The organism is Candidatus Poriferisodalis sp. (genome assembly GCF_965208485.1).
In the GTDB taxonomy this organism is placed as follows: Bacteria; Actinomycetota; Acidimicrobiia; order Acidimicrobiales; family Poriferisodalaceae; genus Poriferisodalis.
In genome coordinates, this window is sequence record NZ_OZ242344.1 from 2,369,928 (window position 1) to 2,387,406 (window position 17,479).

Genomic DNA, 17,479 nt, shown 5'->3' on the forward strand with positions numbered 1-17,479 from the left:
TCGACGCAGCTCTGCGGCATCGGTCAGCTCGCGGCGCCGATCGAAACGACGGCATCGGAGATTGCCGCAATGAACTCCACGAGGCGTGGTCCCCAGCGCGACACGATGTCGTCGTTGAGCTCGACGACCCGGCCGTTCTGGACAGCGCTCAGCAGATCCCAGCCCGGGCGGGCAGCGACCGTCTCGGCGTTCTGCCCGCAGCACAGCGTGTCGGCCAAGAAGATCAGGTCGGGGTCGGCGTCCACGATGTACTCATCGCTGAGCTGCGGGTAGCCGTATGAGCTCCCGTCGGAATCGGCGGGATCGGCAATGTTGTCGAGCCCGAACAGCGAATACACCTGCCCGATGAAGGTGCTGCTGGTCACCGAGTACAGGCCGTCGGTGAGTTCGTGGTAGTAGGTCAGCCCCGAGGCGTCGGGTGCGGCGTCGATGAGGGCGGCGATCTCGCTGCGCATCTCCGAAATCAGGGCAACGGCTTCGTCGGCCTGTTCGGTGGCGTCGCCGAACTGTGCGATCTGCGCGTACAACTCGTCGAAAGTGGCGGGAGCGTCGATACTCAGCACCGCGATGCCCAGCGACTCGAGGTTGGCCTCGATGTCGCCATCGCTGCCCATCACGACGAGATCGGGGTCGTACGACGCGATGGCCTCGACGTTGGGCTGCCAGCCGCTCAGGTCGGTGACGGGGGCCTCGGACGGGTAGTACGAGAACTCATCGACGGCGACCACACGGTCGCCTGCGCCGATCGCGAACAGGATCTCGGTACCGGTCGGCGAGATCGACACGATCCGCTGGTAGCGGTAAGCGGGCTCCGCGGGAGCTGGCTCGGTGTCGTCGGTCTCTTCGACGGTCTCTGCTGCCTCTTCGGACTCGTCCGCCGTCTCGGCAGCAGCGGTCTCGGTCGTGGTCGTCGGCGCTTGTGTCTCGCTCGGCGCCTCGGCAGCGGGTGCGGAGTCGGTAGCCGGCGCAGCTGTCGGGCTGCTGTCTGAGTCGTCGCCTCCGCAGGCCGAGGCCAGCAAGAGCACGGCTGCCAGTGCCCACAGCAGGCGCAGGCGCAGTGCTGCCCGGCTGGTCGCAGGACGTTTCATGGTGTTCTCCCTTCTGCTCGAGTTCGGGGCCGAGCAGCGGGAGCACCCACCGCACGATCCGCTCCTTACCTCGAGGAATCGGTTCGTGGATGGCGGCCGGGAGGCGACCGGACTCGTCCCCCGAAGGGGCATCACCGTTGCGGGACAGCGCCGGGATCTCACCGGCTTCGCTCACGACAACCGAGCGTGAGTCTAGGAGCTGCCCCGTCGCCGTGGTGCCGAGTGGGATGCGGCAGACGAGCCGGCCTTGCGCATGCGCCAGTAGCTGACCGTGATCGGCACCGTCAAGGTGAGCAGGATCACGAAGTTGACCCGGCCGGTGATGCCCGGCGGGTACACCGGCTCCACCAAGTAGTTCGAGATGAAGCCGGTCTCATACGGCTCCCGCCCGGCTTGGCGCAGGAACCACTTCTCCCACACCGTCAGGGGACAGTCGGAGCCAGTGATGTTCACCACGACAGCAGCACCGAGGGCGCCGAGGTGCCACTTCATGAGCTTCGGCCAGCGCTTCGCCATGAAGCCGCCGACCAGCAGGAACACGATGTAGCTCAAGTGCGAAGCAGCCACGAGACGCGCCAGCCCGACAGCGACCATCGCCGCGACGCTACTGGCGCCCGGCTCGCTGCTCGATGTCCGGTCGCATCATGTACAGCCAGCTTCAGGTAGAAATAATCCGGCCCTTCGCGGTTTTGTGGGTTGAGGGTGGGTTGAGGGTCCGTTTGTAGGGGTCGAGGCCCTGCTGGGGTCGGTGTTCGTGACAACGCCGAACCCCGGGGGGCCTCGATGGCGAGTGATGTTGTGTCGGTGCGGCATTCGACCCGAGGTGTTCCGGGCCAGGTTCGTGCTCACCAAACGGCCCGACACCCTCGACGCCGCCGAGCCCAGCAGCCCAAATCCCACAAAACGCGAAAACTCGATCTTCTCCGTCCGTGACACACTGACACTGTGACCGATGTCGCGGCGGAGGTACAGCAGCTGGTGCAAATCGTGGTCAACGACGCCGCGCTTCCACTCTGCGTTCGGCGGGAAGCAGCGACCTTGGCAGGGTTGGCTGGAAGGCAACCCGGTCGGGCGTGTGAACGGCTCGAAGATCTGCGCACGCGTGTGCTGCCGGACTTGGCCTTGCACGAGCCGGAGCGTGACTATGCCCGCTGCGTGTCTGTCGAGACCTTCTGGCGACATCACCTTCGACCTGACCGCAAGCCGTACTTTCGAGCGGATCATCGGCCCTACTTGGGCTACCTGCTCTCGCAGCCGGATCCTGCCGTCGCGATCCGCGCTGACCTCTCCACGGCTACCACTCTCATTCCGGCAGAGTTCTCGTGGCTCGTGCCGCTGGACCATCTCGCCGGATTGGATGGGCCCGCGATCGCCAGGAGGCTGCAACTGCGCGGCAGCATGCAGCCGTTCGTAGTCTTCGTCTTCCCGTTAGGGCGACTCCTGCAGTCGGGGGTGACAGCACGGGAACCGCGTGGCATCGACACGATCCCGGCGAAGCTCTTGCAATGGACACCGGGCGGAGTGTCAGGTGAGCGCATAGATCGCAGCATTCCACTTGTGGCACTCGGAGGTGTGCAGTGGCGACCCTGAGGCCTCCGACGCCTGGTCTCTACGAAGCCGTACTGCAGGTCCTCGGGAGTGCCAACTCCTGGACTCAATCGGTGGCTGAGCCGATGGCCGGCTTAGTAGAGCACCTCACGGCCACGGAGGCTGAGAGCTTGCCGGAGGCCATTTCGGGTGTCCTGCCGCTGCTGCGCCAAGACCTAGATCGGCTGCGCTTCGCGGTTGAGATTGCCGCGCGGTTCGACTTCTTCGAGGCGGCAAGCACAGTGCTCGAACTCGCAGAGGCTTTGGACGATCATCAGTTGATGCTCAGCGCAGCGGATCTGGGCGCAAACCCTGCAGCGAGTCCCTCGCTGAGGCAGCGAGTCCTCGATCGAAGCGACGAGAACCGCCTCGTTCGAATTCGCTTGGACGCGGGAGTCGTACCACGTGGCATCGATGAGGAACGTCTATACGACCTCTGTTGGCCGGGCAATCGAACCGACCCCCCGCGGTATCCGCTGCCCCCGGTTGTCGTGTTCGACACGAGCCTGCGACCGGATTTGCTGCTGCGTGAAGCCGTACGGCTTGATCGCGCTGGGGCGACCGTGCGAAGGCTCGACCCCGAGGCCGAGGTGCCGTTCTGGTTCGGGGCCGAAACGGCGCTCGTGTGCCGCAGCGAAACTCGTCGCCGAGTTCGCGGTCGATACCCGCAGTTGCCCGAAGCTCGGATTGTCGTGCCCGAGGGTGATGAACTGCCCGAGGGCCATGCCGGTGAGGCGCTGCTGTTGCGAAGGCTCAATGCGGCGCTGTCCGGCGCGCTCCGGACGCACGACCTGGACGACACACGGCATTCTTGTGTTGGCGAACGCTGTTCGCGCGCAGAGCGAACCGGCCGAAGTCGGCGCGAAGGCAAGTGAGGTGACAGCGGCGTGCTGACGCGGTTGACCGTTCGCAACTTCAAACGGTTCGGGCAAGCTGAGATCGAGCTCGCGAACCCCGTTGTCTTGATCGGTCCCAACAACTCTGGAAAGACGTCCGCCTTGCAGGCGCTCGCACTCTGGCATGCGGGCCTTCGTCGTTGGAATGAGAAGCGTGGTGGTACGTCGACACCGGAAAAGCGGCCGGGCGTCGCGGTGAACCGGCGTGACCTAGTGGCCATGCCCGTGCCCGCCGCGAACCTGCTTTGGCATGAACCGCGCACGCGTAATGCGCTGCGGACCGGAGGCAAGCAGCGCACGGAGAACATCAGGATCGAGATCATCGTGGACGGGATTGGCCGACACGGTGAATGGCGTTGCGGGTTGGAGTTCGACTATGCCAACGAAGAATCGCTGTACTGCCGCCCGCTTCGCGTCGACGGCAGCTCCGGTGCCACGCGGATGCCTGTTCCGGACGAGGCCGCCGAAGTCGACATCGCATTCCTTCCGCCGATGTCGGGGCTCTCGGCATCCGAAGTGCGGCTGGACCGCGGAGCGGTCGACGTGCGGATCGGCGAGGGCCGTACTGCCGAAGTGCTGCGAAACCTGTGTTACCGGGTGCATGAGGAGCAGAGCGACCGCTGGGATGCCCTCGTCGAGAGCATCGATCGTTTCTTCGGATTGGAGATCGAGGCACCGCGTTACATCGACGCTCACGGCGAGATCACCATGCGCTATCGCGAACGAGACACCTGGCTGGATCTGTCATCGAGTGGAAGGGGACTGCAGCAAACCCTCTTGATCTTGGCGTACATGTACGCCAACGAAGGCGCCGTGATGCTGCTCGACGAACCTGATGCACATCTCGAGATACTCCGGCAACGTCAGATTTACCAAGTTGTCAACGAGGCTGCGGCCGAGACCGGCAGCCAGATCGTTGCTGCGAGCCATTCCGAGGTGCTGCTCAACGAAGCAGCCGGGAATCACACCGTCGTTGCTTTCGTCGGTTCGCCGCACCGTATCGACGACCGCGGCAGCCAGCTGCTGAAGTCGCTGCGCGAGATCGGCTTCGAGCACTATGCGCAAGCTGAGCAGGCTGGCTGGGTGCTCTACTTGGAAGGCTCCACCGATCTGGCGATTCTGCAGGCATTTGCCGATCGGCTCGGCCACCATGGTGCCGCAGGTGCACTTGCGCGACCCTTCGTTCACTACATCGGCAACCAGGCCGCCAACGCACAGCGCCACTTCTTCGGTCTGCGAGAAGCCCTGCCGCAGTTGCGCGGCGGCGTGCTGCTGGACGAATCGCCCGGTGAAGTTGGCGGGAACGGTCTCGAGTGCCTTGCGTGGCGGCGGCGCGAGATCGAGAACTACCTGTGCACGCCCGCCGCGCTCGAAGCTTTCGCCGATGCCACGGCCCGAAACGCTGTCGTCGGCCAGCTGTGGGAAGCCCGTGAGGTAGAGACTCGGCTAAGCGCGATGCGAGACGCAATTGCCAACATCGAATCCGCCCTTGGAGCGTTGCGGCAAGCCTCGCCGTGGGACCCCGACGCTAAGGTCAGCGACGACTTTCTCACTCCGCTGTTCGCGTCGTACTTCGAGAAGCTCAGTCTGCCGAACCTCGGCGCGAGGCAGGGGGAGCCAGGGTGAAGTTCAGCTTGTTCATGTACTGCACGATCGGCCGCCGCCACGAGCTCGAAGCCGGCCTCGCTGGACTCAACAACGACTACTACCAGCGGATGCTCGGCGAGATCGCCGACATCGCGCGCTTCGCCGACGACAACGGCTGGTACGGCTTCGGGCACCCCGAGCATCATCTGCAGATCGAGGGCTTCGAGATCTCCAACGACCTCAACCTCATGGCCACCTGGATTGCCCAGCACACCACCCGGCTGCGGCCGATCGCCTGCGGCTACGTGTCGACCACGCACAACCCGCTGCGGGTCGCCGAGCAGGTTGCGACGCTCGACCACATGACCGGCGGGCGGCTCTGCTTCGGCGTGGTGCGCGGCTACCAGCACCGCTGGGTGGACCAGTTCAAGATCCGCCCCGACCTCGCTGCGGTCGGCAAATGGAACCGCGGCACCGAAGACGACGACTATAACCGGCGGTTCTTCGAGGAGTTCGTCGAGGTGGTGCTCACCGCCCTGCGCAACGACACGTTCTCCTACGAGGGCGAGTTCTGGCGCTTCCCCAACGACAACCTCAATCCCCACACCCACACTGTGTACTCCGACTACGGCGCCGGGGTCGACGCCGACATGACGATCCACGAGGTGGGCATCGCACCGCGGCCGCTGCAGGCGCCCCATCCGCCGCTGTACGGCGGCTTCACCATGTCGATGAGCTCGGCGGTGTTCTGGGCGCGCTACGGCGGCACGCCGATCGTGCTCAGCGACCAGATGGATTTCTGCGAGGCGCTGTGGCAGACGTACCGCGACGAGGCCGCGCAGCACGGTGTCGAGAAGCCCCGCGGGCACGAATGCGGCTGGGGCGGCGTGGCCGTGTGCGCCCCGACCGACGAGGAGGCGTGGCAGCAGTTCGCCGACATGGAGTGGTTCTGGAACCAGTGGGCCATCCAGTTCGGCCAGGGCATGCCGCTGCCGCTGGTGGGCAGCCCCGACACGATCACGCGCCAGATCGAAGAGGCCCACACGCTGCTGGGCATCGACGAGGCGTTCTTCTTGGTGCCCCAGGGCATCCACTCCGCGGATCAGGTCATCTCGTCGCTCGAGCTGATCAGCGACAAGGTGATGCCCCGCTTTGGCTGATCGGCGCCGACGGCGGGCGCGGCTGCCGTGATCTCCGGCATCACTCAGCAGACGATCGACACGCCCGACGGCGCTGCGGCTGTTGTGCTCAGTCCGCATGGCGAGCTCGACTTGGCGTCCATCGCGTCGCTGGACAGCGCCGTGACGTCGGCGCTGCGAGCGGCCGGGCCGCAGCCGAGGCTCATCGTCGACCTGTCCGATGTCAGCCTGCTGCAGCCGGTCGTGGTGGGGGTCTTGCTCGAAGCTCGACGTCGATGCCGCAATGCGGGAGGTGCAACGGTGCTGGTTGTCACTGCACCCGAGATCAGCGCCACTCTGGCCGATGTGGAGGTCGCGCCGCTGTTCCCGACAGCGCCTGAGCTGCACGCAGCCGTGCAGCGCGTCTCCGATCGCTGAACATCCGGCGGCAGGGCACCGGGCACCGGGATCTGCGGCCAGACTGCAACGTAACGGCCCGTATCCTTCTCGGCCGTATGGCGGACTCGGACTACCTGTACCAGCGCGAGACGTTCGTCGGCGGCGAGAGCCGGCTCGCCCGCTACGTGGCCCGGCCGATCCTGAAGTTCATCCACCGCGAGGTGGCCAGCAGCGTCCTGCTGCTGCTGGCGACGGCCGCCGCCCTCATCTGGGCGAATTCCCGTTGGAGTGACGGCTACTTCGAGTTCTGGCACACCTACATCGACCTGGCGATCGGCACGTATCACCTGCACCCGTTGACGCTGGAAGAGTTCGTCAACGACGGCCTCATGGCGCTGTTCTTTTTTGTGGTGGGCCTCGAGATCAAGCGCGAGCTGGTAACAGGCCATCTCGCCAACGTGCGCGCCGCCATGCTGCCGGCCATCGCCGCCGTCGGCGGGATGGTGGTGCCCGCATTGCTCTACTTCGCCTTGAACCCTTCCGGCGATGCTGCTGCGGGCTGGGCAATGCCGATGGCAACCGACATCGCGTTCGCTGTCGGCATCGTGTCGCTGCTGGGATCACGTGTCCCGGCGATGCTCAAGCTCTTCCTGCTGACGCTGGCCATCGTGGACGACATCGGGGCGATCGCCGTCATTGCGATCTTCTATACCGGGGATCTCGACTTCCGGTGGCTGGGGCTGGCCGTCGGGCTGCTCGTCGTGATTCGAGTGCTGACGGTGCTGAAGGTGTGGGCGATCGAGGTGTACGTGGTACTCGGGTTCGTGGTCTGGTTCGCGACGCTCGAATCCGGCGTGCACGCCACCATCGCCGGCGTGGCGCTGGGCCTGCTGGCGCCCGCCAAGCCGTTGCTCGACCGCAAGAAGGCTCAGGATGTGGTCGATCACCTGCCAGACGGGCTCAGCGTCGAGCAGGTCCACCAGGCGTCGTTCCTCGTCCAGGAATCGGTGCCGATGACCGAGCGCCTCGAAGCGACCCTCCATCCGTTCACCGCATTCCTGATCGTCCCGGTCTTCGCCCTCGCGAACGCAGGCGTGAAGCTGTCCGGCGACACCGTGGCCGATGCGCTGGGCTCCCCGATCACGTGGGGTGTGATCTTGGGTCTGGTGGTCGGCAAGCCGGTCGGCATCACGCTGTTCACCTGGCTGGCCATGCGACTCGGATTTGAGCTTCCCGACGGTCTCAACTGGCCACAGTTCGTCGGCGCGGGATTCGCCGCGGGCATCGGTTTCACCGTGTCGATCCTGATCTCGGGACTCGCGTTCGAAGACGCCGGAGTGACGGATCTCGCCAAGATCGGCATCTTGGTGGCTTCGCTGGCTGCTGCTGCGGGGGCTCTGGCAGTGCTGTGGTGGGCAGGCAGGGGAGCGCCCGGCGACCAGACCCTGAACCCCGCCGAATCCGAAGCCCTCGACGAGTCCTGAGCACCGGCGGTCCACAGCATCGCTGCCTGCGGTCCGGCATACTCCCCCGAGCCGCGACCTGAGCCTGAGCTGGCTCTGATCTGACCCCGATGCGACCTTGGAGGTCCATGTGACTGCTGTTCCGTACCTAGCCCTGATCGCCTCCGTGCTGGCGCTGCTGCTGGCGTACTACTTCGCCAAGGTGGTGCTGCGGGCCGACCAAGGCACCGACCTGATGCGCGAGATCGGGGCAGCCATCCGCGAGGGCGCCATGGCGTTCCTGCGCCGTGAGTACCAGTGGGTCTCGGTCTTCGTGGCAGCGATGTTCGTGCTGCTGCTGATCGTTCCCATTGACGGCCGCCCCGCAGCGAGCTTCGCCTACCTCATGGGCGCTGTGCTGTCGTCGGTCGCGGGCTTCGTCGGCATGCGCATCGCCACAGCGGCCAACACCCGCACCGCCAACGCCGCCCGCCAGGGGGCTTCGGCGGCGCTGCCGCTGGCATTCAAGGGCGGAGCCGTCATGGGATTCAGCGTGGCCGGGCTGGCGCTGCTGGGCATCTCGTTCAACTACCTGCTGTGGGTGAAATGGCTGGGCGTCGACCAGGCCTTCCAGGTGGTCGCAGCATTCGGCCTCGGCGCCAGCTCGATCGCTCTGTTCGCCCGTATCGGCGGCGGCATCTACACCAAGGCTGCCGACGTGGGCGGTGACCTCGTGGGCAAGGTGGAGGCCGGCATCCCCGAGGACGATCCCCGCAACCCGGCCACCATCGCCGACGCGGTCGGCGACAACGTGGGCGACGTTGCGGGCATGGGCGCCGACCTGTTCGAGTCCTATGCCGGGTCGATCGTGGCGCCGGTGGTGCTGGCGTCGCTGCTGGTGCCGGTCTTCCTCGAAGGCGACAGCCTGGCCGGCAGCTTTGGCGACGCCGAAGCGCTGCTGATGTACCCGATCCTGATCGGGGCGCTCGGGATGATCGCCTCGATCATCGGCGCGCTGTTCGTGCGCGGCCGCGAGGGCCGCAGCCTGTCCGGGCAGCTGCACACCGGTCAGTACGTGGCCATGGCGCTCACGGTGGTCTTCGCCATCGTGGGCACGCTGGTGCTGTTCAGCGGCAACCCGACGTTCGGCGGCTACGAGCTGAGCGCACCGATCTTCCTGGCGTTCACCATCATCGTGGGGCTGCTCGGCGGCTGGGCCATCGGGTTCACGTCCGAGTACTTCACCTCGGAGCACTTCCGGCCGGTGAAGGGCATCGCGCAGCAGTCCGAGACCGGTCCGGCCACGGTCACCATCGAGGGCATCGCGCAGGGCAAGCTCTCGACGCTGCCGGCGATGGTGCTGGTGGTGGCGATGATCGGCCTGTCGTACCTGTTCGGCGGCATGGCTTTCGGCGACGCCGGCAACGAGATCGGGCTCTACGGCGTAGCGCTGGCGGCCATCGGCATGCTGGCGGTGACCGGCGTGATCGTGGCGGTGGATGCCTACGGGCCCATCGCCGACAACGCCGGCGGCATCGCCGAGATGGCCGAGCTGCCGCCCGAGGTGCGCGGCGTCACCGACAGCCTCGACTCGCTGGGCAACACCACCGCTGCGGTGGCCAAGGGATTCGCGGTCGGCTCGGCTGCGGTCACCGCGCTGGCGCTGTTCAAGTCGTTCAGCCTGACCGCCGGCGACCAGGTATTCCTGGACATCAACGACACGGCGGTCACGATCGGCCTGTTCCTCGGCGCCATGACGCCGTTCATTTTTGCCGCGTTGACCATGTCGTCGGTGGGCCGTGCGGCCCAGGCGATGATCGTGGAGGTCCGGCGGCAGTTCGCCGAGATCCCCGGCCTGCGCGAGGGCGAACCGGGCGTGAAGCCCGACAGCCGGCGCTGCGTGGACATCTCCACCCAGGCCGCGCTGCGCGAGATGCTGCTGCCCGGCGGCCTGGCAGTGGTGCTGCCGCTGGTGATCGGCTTCATCGACGTCAACGCGCTCGGCGGATTCCTGGCCGGCGCGGTGGTGACCGGCTTCCTGATCGCGATCTACATGGCCAACTCGGGCGGCGCCTGGGACAACGCCAAGAAGTACATCGAGGCGGGCGCCCACGGCGGCAAGGGCACCGATGCCCATGCGGCGGCAGTGGTGGGCGACACCATCGGCGACCCGTTCAAGGACACCTCAGGCCCGGCGATGAACATCCTCATCAAGGTGATGACCATCGTCAGCCTGGTCTTCGTCCCCGCCTTCCTCTAGCCGTCCAGATGAGAGTGCTGCCGAGCGCTGCACCTCGCCGATCTGGCCGCTCGGTCAGTGCGCGGGTCAGGCGCCGAGGACCGCCATGCCGATAGCGCGGGCTGTTTCAGCCTGCCGCTGGTCGAACGTCAGCACAGTCGCGTGCGGGCCCGCTCGTCGGGCGGCAGCCAGGTGGATGGCGTCGAGCGAGCGGCAGAGCGTTTCCTCAGCGATGCGGGCAGCGTCCGAGCAGACATCTGCATCGAGGCTCATGAGCGCAAACACGTCGAGATCGCTGCGCAGCTGATTCTGAACTCGCGCCAGGTCGTCTCCCCGAAAGAGCCGTTTGAGATTGCGCCTGACTTCGATCTCAGTCAGACGCGAGGTGACGAGCACTCGATCTTCGGCCATGAATCGGAGCGCGACATCGGAATCACGTTCCGGCCTATACCTCTTGAACAGCGCGCTTGATTCCACGTACAGCATCAGTCACCGCGGTCTTCATCGAGCATTTCTTGGATGCTGGGCGCATCGGCGGTCAGCAGCGGTGGATCGAAGTTCTTGAACCCCCCGCGACGCTTCGGTGGTGTGATCCAGCCCTCGGCGACGCCCTGTTCGATGCGTGCGAGGTCATCCAGCGTCGAATCGTCCAGCGGGGTGAGCTGCGCCACCGGCCGTCCCCGGTCGGTGACGATGAGGCGCTCGCCGCCGGCAGCCCGCCGCACGCACTCCGACAGCTTCGCCTTCAGCTCCCGGATGCCGATGTCAGTGGTCACAACGCCAATGTTCATGTGGCCATATTATTCACCAATGGTGACTACATCAAACGGATTTAGTAGTCACAAAGGGCAAGCTCTATCGGTGGTTGCGAGCACGAAGGAACTCTGAGAGTTGCGCAGGTACTTGCACTCCTCGTCGAACGTCAAGGTGTGGTACACGCGCAGTCCGAAGCGTTCCGGCTTTTTCGAGATCGTCAGCGGGATGAGGTCGCCGCTGCTCCGCTTGGCGCCATCCGAAGCGTCGTCCGAGATCGGTCTTTCGTAGCGGACGAGTGCGCGTCCTCTTTCGTCGATCCTGGCACTGAGATGGATTCCGTTGGTGACCGTATTGTTCAGCAGGCCCGTGATTTCCGCAGCGAAACGACGGGCCTCCTGCTCTAGCAGGGTGCTGAAAAAGTCGATTCTCGGACGATTTCGTAACACAAACCAGCAGGTCAGGGACTTGCGCTCCCGGCCGAACCTGCATATTTCAGCATCCTGCTAGGCGTTGTCGCTGTCGGCGTGCGCGACCTCAGCCATGATCTCCGACGGCGGGATAGACCAGCCCAGAGCGATCGTCCCGTAGGCGGTGCGCGGCAAGACGGGCGGCGGCCTGAGACCGTCCGCGCCGCCGGCGCGTTCGAGTTCGGCGGCCTGCGAGGCGCGGATCTCCGTGTCGAGCGCCTCTGGGTCCACGATCGATCGGAGTTCGGCATCCAGATCGGCGACGACGGCATACATGGTCGGGTCATCGATCAGGTCGGCCACTTCGAAGGGGTCTGCGTCCATGTCGAACAGCTGGCTCGCGGCGTCGGGGTGCATGTGGGTCACCAGCTTGTGGCGGCCCTTTCGGATCATGTAAGACGCTGCTGTCGAGGTCGGTCCGTGGTACTCGGAGAACACGGCGCGCTCGTCGGGAGCGGACCCTGCCAGCTCGAGCAGCGAAGAACCCGGCAGCTCCGCGTCGGCGGCTTCTGGTTGCGTGCCGGTGACCGCCAGCACGGTCGGGAAGATGTCCGCCAGGGACACCGGGGTGGAGCAGACGGTGCCTGCGTCGACGCCTGGACCGGTCATGACGAACGGCACACGCGCCGATGCGTCGTACATCACGCTCTTCATGAGCAGGCCGTGGCTGCCGAGCATGTCGCCATGATCGGTGGTGTAGATCACCACTGTGCGGTCGGCCGCGCCAGACGCTTCAAGCGCTGCGAGCAAGTCCGCGATCTGGCGGTCGACGAAGTTGACCATGCCGAAGTACACCGAATGCAGCGCACGGAGCTCATCGGCGCTGAGCGGCCGCTGGTCGATTCCCATGATCCGGCGGCGAGCGGCCAATTCCGCGTTCTCAGGCCAGTCGCCCTGCTCCCATGCCGGCGGCAGGGGGATGTCCACGTGATCGGGCGGGGCGCATTCGACTGGCGTCCTGAATGGGTAGTGGGGGTAGGCGTAGCTCACGTGTGCAGCCCACGGTGCGTCCATCGGCGCTTCCGAGGTCAGCCAGCGGCATGCGCTGCGGGTGGTGTGCCGGTCGTAGTCGGCGTACTCGGCCCGCCCCGCACGGGCGTCGAGAGCGTGGCGCACCATCATGTCGTTGAACGGCGCGTCGCCCCGCGCCCAGCCCATCACGGCCGCTCCGTAGCCGCGAGATGCTTGCAGCGGCAAGTGAGTCTGGTAGCCGCTGTCACCCTCGGGTGCGAAGTGCAGCTTGCCGAACGTGACCGCTGCCTTGCCCTGTTCGGTAAGCCGGTGACCCCAGCTGTCCGCCTCGTCGCCCGCATACGGGGTGCCGTTGTCGTAGTTCCCGGTGGCGGAGCCGTACCGGCCGGTGGCCAAGGTGGCTCGTGCGGGCATGCACACGGGGTCATTGGTGTACGCGGCGGCGAACGTGGCGCCGCCCGCTGCCATCTGATCGAGTGCCGGTGTCTGTACCGGGCTGTCCGCGTAGCCGCAGATGAACGGGTTGTGCTGATCGGAGGTGATGAGCAGCAAGTTGCAGCCGGTTCTGTTTGCCGAACTCGTCATGCGTTGCCTCCTCGCCCTCCGTAGTGCCCGGAAGTCTTGCAGTCCGGCAACGGCTGGGGTGATGTGCGACGGCTCATCGGCGCGTCGCGGTGCGGGCGAGCATGGCGGTGCCCATGGCGGTGGCCCGGGCTGATCGGACACCTCGATGGGCCGGCTGCTCAACTCCTGCTTGGCAGCCAGCAGCGGCGGGTTGCGGCTGCCGCCGACGGTCACCATGTGCCGCTCGGGAGATGTCCCAGCGGCATCCACCAAGCGCGAGATGCACTCGTGGGCGTCTCGTGCCAGCTCGATGATGACCGCTCGCTCGGGCTGCCTGGTCGGGCTGCGTTCGACATGTAAGGTGTCCCAGTCGAGACTGAGTCGCTGCCGCGATGCGTCGATGCGGCCCCGCCGTCGTGCAGTCCGATCATGACAAAGGTGCGTTCTGGCGGCAGCCCGGTCATGGTTGCCGCATCGGGTTGCACCCGGCCGAGCGTCGTGCCTGCTCGGACCGTCGGCGCCATCAGCGGCCGGTCCAGATCAGCGGCCTCGAACAGCTCTGCGGGCCAGTCACGGGCTGCGAGGTCGAACAGCATCGTGCGCGATGCCAGCGAGTAGTCGGTCGCCATCTCACCGCACAGGCGATACGCCATCCAGTCGGCCATCAGCAGCATGTCCCCGATGCTGCGCGACCCGGCCGCGCAGACCCGCGAGATGCTGCTCATCGAGGAAGACCAGATTCGTGACGGGCTCGGGGCCGGCGTGCAGCCCCGGATGCGCACGGTGCTCACGCCCGAGGCCCGCATCAGCCGCTACCAGAATCCGGACTACGGCGAGCTGTACGACATGTCCGCCGACCCCGACGAGCTCGAGAACCGCTGGGAGGACGGGGCCGCAGCCGGGCTGCGCCAGGACATGAGCGATGCGCTGGCCGAGATGATGATCGCCTGCACCAACCCCAGCTTCCGCCCCGACTACATCGCCTGATCTGCACCGCCGGGGCCGCCGGCGCTGCTGCGGCCGGACTCTTCAACCTGCCCGCCAAGCTTGAGTTCGCGGCGCTGACGATTCGCCAGGACCCTTTCTCTCGGGGTGATCACACCTATGCCTCGGCGTGCTTGCTTCGCAGCGACGGCGCGGTGTGGTGCTCGACGCCGCTCAAGCCCCACTGCGAGGGCATGGCGCACATCTCCGATGTTGCCGTCTGGGCGGTTCGTGACGGTGTCGCTGGGTTCGGCGGGTGCACTCAGGTTCGGCGTTCGCGGGGAGTATGGGTGCGCGATCGGGGTGGACGGGTCGTTGGCGTGCTGGCTGGGTCAGGGCCTCGCGGTCGAGTCTTGGGCGGAGTCGTGGGTCCGGGTGCCGGCGGGCCGTTTCGTGGACGTGTCGGCTGGGGCGTTGTGCGCGGTGCGCGTCGACGGCCGGTTGGTGTGTTGGGGCGACGACGAGCGCAACCGCGTCGGGCTGCCCGGGGGCGGTTCGTGGAGATCGTCGAGGGCAGGTCGTGCGCTTTGGATGCAGAGGGCCGGTTGTCGTGCTGGGGCGAGGAGGCGGACTATGTGGCGCCGGTTCTGCCGCGGGGCCGTTTCGTGGATCTGTCGATGGGTCCTGGTGGGGGGTGCGCGGTGCGTGTGGAGGGTCCGCTGGCGTGCTGGGACCATCACGGCCAGCTTGGGCCTGAGGGCGCGGGGGGACGGTCGCTGGATCGGCTGGGCTCGTTTCACGAAGCAGTGGTGGATGCTGGGCATGTCTGCGCGCTCACCGGCGGGGGCGATCTGGAGTGCTGGGGCGGTCGCGAGCAGAGGCGAGGGGGACAGGTTCGGTGGTCGACGACGACCAGCCTGCCGGCGCAGTTTCGGTGCCCGGAGTCGGCGGACTTGCAGTTGCAGTGCGATGACCGTTTCGGGTTGGCGCGGTCGCGGTCGGGTCCGCTGGGGCGGCTTGCGGCGGCGGACGCCAGCGACGGGTCGAGGGTGGCGTATTGCGCGTTGGATCCCGATGGGCGGGTGAGCTGCTGGGGCTTGTTGAACGCTTACGGAGAGCGGGGCGACTGGGACGCCCCCGAGGGGGAGTTCACCCAGGTGTCGGTGACGTTCGGGATGGCATGCGGGGTGCGCACTGACACCACGGTGGCGTGCTGGGGGGACCTCGTCGGGACCGGCGGGAGCTGGGGGACGGGCTCTTTCGGGGCGGTGCCGGCATGGCTTGTTGATGCGGGCATGGTCGGGCGGCTGCCTCCTGATGGCGACGGGTATGGGTCGGTGTTGCTGGGCGGCCCGCGGGTGTGCGGGCTGCGCGTGGACGGATCGGTGTGGTGCGCCGACGACAGCGATGCAGCGCCGGCGGCCGCGGCAGGGCGCTATGAGAGCCTCCACGATGCTGACGGCAGGCTCTGCGGGGTCCGAGCGGGAGGCGAGTACGGCTGTGTGGACCCCGCAGTGGACCAGCGGCTCGCTGCATGGATGCCCCATCGGGACTTCGCCGTGGTGCGCGGCTCCTGCGGGCTGCGGCCCGGTGGGGGGGACGTTCGTGGACATCTCTGCGGGCGAGGACCGTACGTGCGGGGTGCGCACGGGCGGGGAGCTCGTGTGCTGGGGCGATGAGTTCGGCAAGCCTCCTGGGGGCCGGTTCGTCAAGGTCGATGTCTGGGACCAGCGCGGAGCGGGCAATGCGTGCGCGGTGGGGGCCGGCGGTGCGCTGCGCTGCTGGAGCCGGTTCCGCACGGGCCGCGATCGCGAGGTCTTCGGTCATGACAACGATTTCGGGCAGGCCGATCCTCCTGGGGGTGTGTTTGTGGATGTGTCGGTGGGGGAGCGGTATGCGTGCGCGCTGCGCGCCGATGGGTCGGCGGTGTGCTGGGGCGACAATCTGGGGCAGAGCTACGGCACCGCCGGGCAGTTCGAGCGTTGGCCCAAGGGCGCGTTGGCGGTGCCTGAGGGGCCGTTCTCGCAGGTGCATGCGAGCATGCCGCCGTGCGGTCTGCGCACCAGCGGCGAGGCGGCGTGCTGGAGCGACCAAGGACGCGCACTCATGAGCGAATGGGCGCGGGGGGACGACGGTGTTTTCTTCGACGAGCGATGGACGCTGATCTCCACAGGATGGGGCTACCAGCCGATCGACTTCCGCGGACCTGAGACGCCGTTGATGGTATGCGGCATTCGGGCCGACGCAACCATGGACTGTCACTCCGACCGGCTGGGGTTCAGCGATGGACGGTACGCAGGCAGTTACGGAAGCAGCGGTTTGCATCTATTGGCGGATGACCCGGATTGGCTCGATCGTCACGGAGGGTTCGCCGCGGTGGACTACGGCTCGGATCCGGTGTGCGCGCTCCTCGCAGACCGCACGATCACATGCAGCGGCACCCGCCGCTTTCGCGAATACAACGTGTACGGCTGGCACGACGCAGTGATCGATCCGCCCGATGGCGAGTTCGTCCAGGTCGCCGTAGGGCGAGTCCATGCGTGCGCGATTCGCACCGACGGCACCGTGGCCTGCTGGGGCAACAACAGCGACAGGCCGGTGAAGTGCTGCCCGGACATTTGGCTTGATTCTGCCTACCGGGGGGATCCTCGCATGGACGCAGCGCTGCCTGTCTTGCTGGCCCGCGTGCTGCCGCCCGAGCAACGGCAGGTCGCGTGACTGTCCGCCTGTCTGAACCTTGGAGTGCGACGTGAGAGTTTCCCGTGCCTTGACTGCAGCGATGGCTGCGCTTGCTGCTGCTGCCATGACGATGGTGCCAGTAGCGGCCCAGCAGACGCCCGGCGCCGAGACTGTGGTTGACCCTGAGGGGGTGCCTGCGCTCGAGAGGGCCGCGCAGGCGTCAGTGCCTTTGCCGGGCGGACCTGAGTTAGGGCCGGATTTTGTGCTGGAGGGCGAGCGGGTGTTGCCGGGGGTCGCGTCGTTGGGCTGGGACGAGGTGCCCGGCGCGTCGGGTTATGAGCTGATGTTCCGCGGCCCCGACGGTGAGTCCTAGCCAGACGGACTGCACTGCGGTGCAGGCCTCGGATGTGGCTGGGATCAGTGTCGTTGACCCACCTGCAGGCTTGAACGATCCCGATGCGCCGTTGACGGTGGCTGTGTCGTAGAGCAGATGCGCGAGTTGCCCGCCATGAAGGCGGATGTGCAGCCAGTGGGGGGCCGGTACGCGGCCTGATCGAGGACCATTGGGTTCCGTCGAGCGCCGAGGATCACTCACCTGTTCGGCGCGGCCGGCGATTGTCTCGACAGCGATGCGGTGTTCGGCGTGCGTGACACGCTGATCGTCGAACTGGACGGTGATCGCTGCAAGTACGACTTGGTCCTCGTGGCCGCTGAGGCCGGTTGAGCAGTCGTACGGCCAGGTGCGCATGCTGCGGAGGCGG

18 protein-coding genes, 1 pseudogene and 1 riboswitch are annotated in these 17,479 nt (G+C 66.7%); of the genes and pseudogenes, 12 read left to right on the forward strand and 7 right to left on the reverse strand.

Annotated elements, in window-relative coordinates:
* Nucleotides 1–23: 23 nt before the first annotated feature.
* Nucleotides 24–1,088, reverse strand: coding sequence for an ABC transporter substrate-binding protein (locus ACOGXQ_RS11155; protein WP_419943746.1), 1,065 nt, complete (start codon nt 1,086–1,088; stop codon nt 24–26).
* A 52-nt stretch (nt 1,089–1,140) separates the two neighbouring features.
* Nucleotides 1,141–1,284, reverse strand: a riboswitch (adenosylcobalamin (AdoCbl) riboswitch).
* Complete coding sequence (locus ACOGXQ_RS11160; protein WP_419943747.1) at nt 1,281–1,682, reverse strand: DUF2784 domain-containing protein; 402 nt, start codon at nt 1,680–1,682, stop codon at nt 1,281–1,283. It overlaps the preceding riboswitch by 4 nt.
* 351 nt (nt 1,683–2,033) lie before the next feature.
* Here ACOGXQ_RS11160 and ACOGXQ_RS11165 point away from each other — a divergent pair, with 351 nt between their 5' ends.
* The 8 genes and pseudogenes from ACOGXQ_RS11165 to ACOGXQ_RS11200 all read left to right on the forward strand — a co-directional run bounded on the left by ACOGXQ_RS11165 (nt 2,034) and on the right by ACOGXQ_RS11200 (nt 10,377).
* Nucleotides 2,034–2,678 carry a hypothetical protein gene (locus ACOGXQ_RS11165; protein ID WP_419943748.1) on the forward strand — a complete coding sequence of 215 codons (645 nt, stop codon included), beginning with the start codon at nt 2,034–2,036 and terminating at the stop codon, nt 2,676–2,678.
* Between the two features lie 71 nt (nt 2,679–2,749).
* Nucleotides 2,750–3,550 (forward strand): hypothetical protein, encoded by an 801-nt coding sequence (locus tag ACOGXQ_RS11170; RefSeq protein WP_419943749.1) that lies wholly within the window; start codon nt 2,750–2,752, stop codon nt 3,548–3,550.
* Nucleotides 3,551–3,562: 12 nt separating this feature from the next.
* Nucleotides 3,563–3,715, forward strand: a pseudogene (locus ACOGXQ_RS11175) (AAA family ATPase); the annotation flags it as partial.
* Nucleotides 3,716–3,766: 51 nt separating this feature from the next.
* On the forward strand, nt 3,767–5,197 hold the full coding sequence (locus ACOGXQ_RS11180) for an AAA family ATPase (RefSeq protein WP_419947380.1): 1,431 nt from the start codon (nt 3,767–3,769) through the stop codon (nt 5,195–5,197).
* Nucleotides 5,194–6,318, forward strand: coding sequence for an LLM class flavin-dependent oxidoreductase (locus tag ACOGXQ_RS11185; protein WP_419943750.1), 1,125 nt, complete (start codon nt 5,194–5,196; stop codon nt 6,316–6,318). Before ACOGXQ_RS11180 ends, ACOGXQ_RS11185 begins: the two co-directional genes overlap by 4 nt.
* A 27-nt stretch (nt 6,319–6,345) precedes the next feature.
* Entirely contained in the window at nt 6,346–6,714 is a 369-nt protein-coding gene (locus ACOGXQ_RS11190) for an STAS domain-containing protein (RefSeq protein ID WP_419943751.1), read from the forward strand.
* Between the two features lie 77 nt (nt 6,715–6,791).
* The gene (nhaA, locus tag ACOGXQ_RS11195; protein ID WP_419943752.1) at nt 6,792–8,159 is read left to right on the forward strand and encodes a Na+/H+ antiporter NhaA; all 1,368 of its coding nucleotides are present in this window, start codon (nt 6,792–6,794) and stop codon (nt 8,157–8,159) included.
* A 109-nt stretch (nt 8,160–8,268) separates the two neighbouring features.
* Nucleotides 8,269–10,377 (forward strand): sodium-translocating pyrophosphatase, encoded by a 2,109-nt coding sequence (locus tag ACOGXQ_RS11200; protein WP_419943753.1) that lies wholly within the window; start codon nt 8,269–8,271, stop codon nt 10,375–10,377.
* Nucleotides 10,378–10,443: 66 nt separating this feature from the next.
* Here ACOGXQ_RS11200 and ACOGXQ_RS11205 read toward each other — a convergent pair whose 3' ends face one another.
* The 5 genes from ACOGXQ_RS11205 to ACOGXQ_RS11225 form a co-directional block, all read right to left on the reverse strand.
* On the reverse strand, nt 10,444–10,842 hold the full coding sequence (locus ACOGXQ_RS11205) for a type II toxin-antitoxin system VapC family toxin (RefSeq protein ID WP_419943754.1): 399 nt from the start codon (nt 10,840–10,842) through the stop codon (nt 10,444–10,446).
* Entirely contained in the window at nt 10,842–11,147 is a 306-nt protein-coding gene (locus ACOGXQ_RS11210; RefSeq protein WP_419943755.1) for a type II toxin-antitoxin system Phd/YefM family antitoxin, read from the reverse strand. The genes ACOGXQ_RS11205 and ACOGXQ_RS11210 overlap by 1 nt, the downstream gene beginning before the upstream one ends.
* A gap of 48 nt (nt 11,148–11,195) precedes the next feature.
* Nucleotides 11,196–11,558 carry a hypothetical protein gene (locus tag ACOGXQ_RS11215; protein WP_419943756.1) on the reverse strand — a complete coding sequence of 121 codons (363 nt, stop codon included), beginning with the start codon at nt 11,556–11,558 and terminating at the stop codon, nt 11,196–11,198.
* Between the two features lie 57 nt (nt 11,559–11,615).
* A complete protein-coding gene (locus ACOGXQ_RS11220; protein ID WP_419943757.1) occupies nt 11,616–13,136 on the reverse strand; it encodes a sulfatase-like hydrolase/transferase in 1,521 nt (506 codons plus the stop codon).
* A gap of 209 nt (nt 13,137–13,345) precedes the next feature.
* Nucleotides 13,346–13,780: an FGGY family carbohydrate kinase gene (locus tag ACOGXQ_RS11225; protein ID WP_419943758.1), complete on the reverse strand. Its 435-nt coding sequence runs from the start codon at nt 13,778–13,780 to the stop codon at nt 13,346–13,348.
* 16 nt (nt 13,781–13,796) lie between these two features.
* Here ACOGXQ_RS11225 and ACOGXQ_RS11230 point away from each other — a divergent pair, with 16 nt between their 5' ends.
* The 4 genes from ACOGXQ_RS11230 (at nt 13,797) to ACOGXQ_RS11245 (ending at nt 17,091) form a co-directional block, all read left to right on the forward strand.
* Nucleotides 13,797–14,102: a hypothetical protein gene (locus tag ACOGXQ_RS11230; RefSeq protein WP_419943759.1), complete on the forward strand. Its 306-nt coding sequence runs from the start codon at nt 13,797–13,799 to the stop codon at nt 14,100–14,102.
* A 494-nt stretch (nt 14,103–14,596) separates the two neighbouring features.
* Nucleotides 14,597–15,718, forward strand: coding sequence for a hypothetical protein (locus ACOGXQ_RS11235; protein ID WP_419943760.1), 1,122 nt, complete (start codon nt 14,597–14,599; stop codon nt 15,716–15,718).
* Nucleotides 15,630–16,757, forward strand: coding sequence for an RCC1 domain-containing protein (locus ACOGXQ_RS11240; protein WP_419943761.1), 1,128 nt, complete (start codon nt 15,630–15,632; stop codon nt 16,755–16,757). Before ACOGXQ_RS11235 ends, ACOGXQ_RS11240 begins: the two co-directional genes overlap by 89 nt.
* Before the next feature lie 61 nt (nt 16,758–16,818).
* Nucleotides 16,819–17,091, forward strand: a complete 273-nt coding sequence (locus tag ACOGXQ_RS11245; protein ID WP_419943762.1) for a hypothetical protein — start codon at nt 16,819–16,821, stop codon at nt 17,089–17,091.
* The last annotated feature ends 388 nt before the right edge of the window (nt 17,092–17,479 follow it).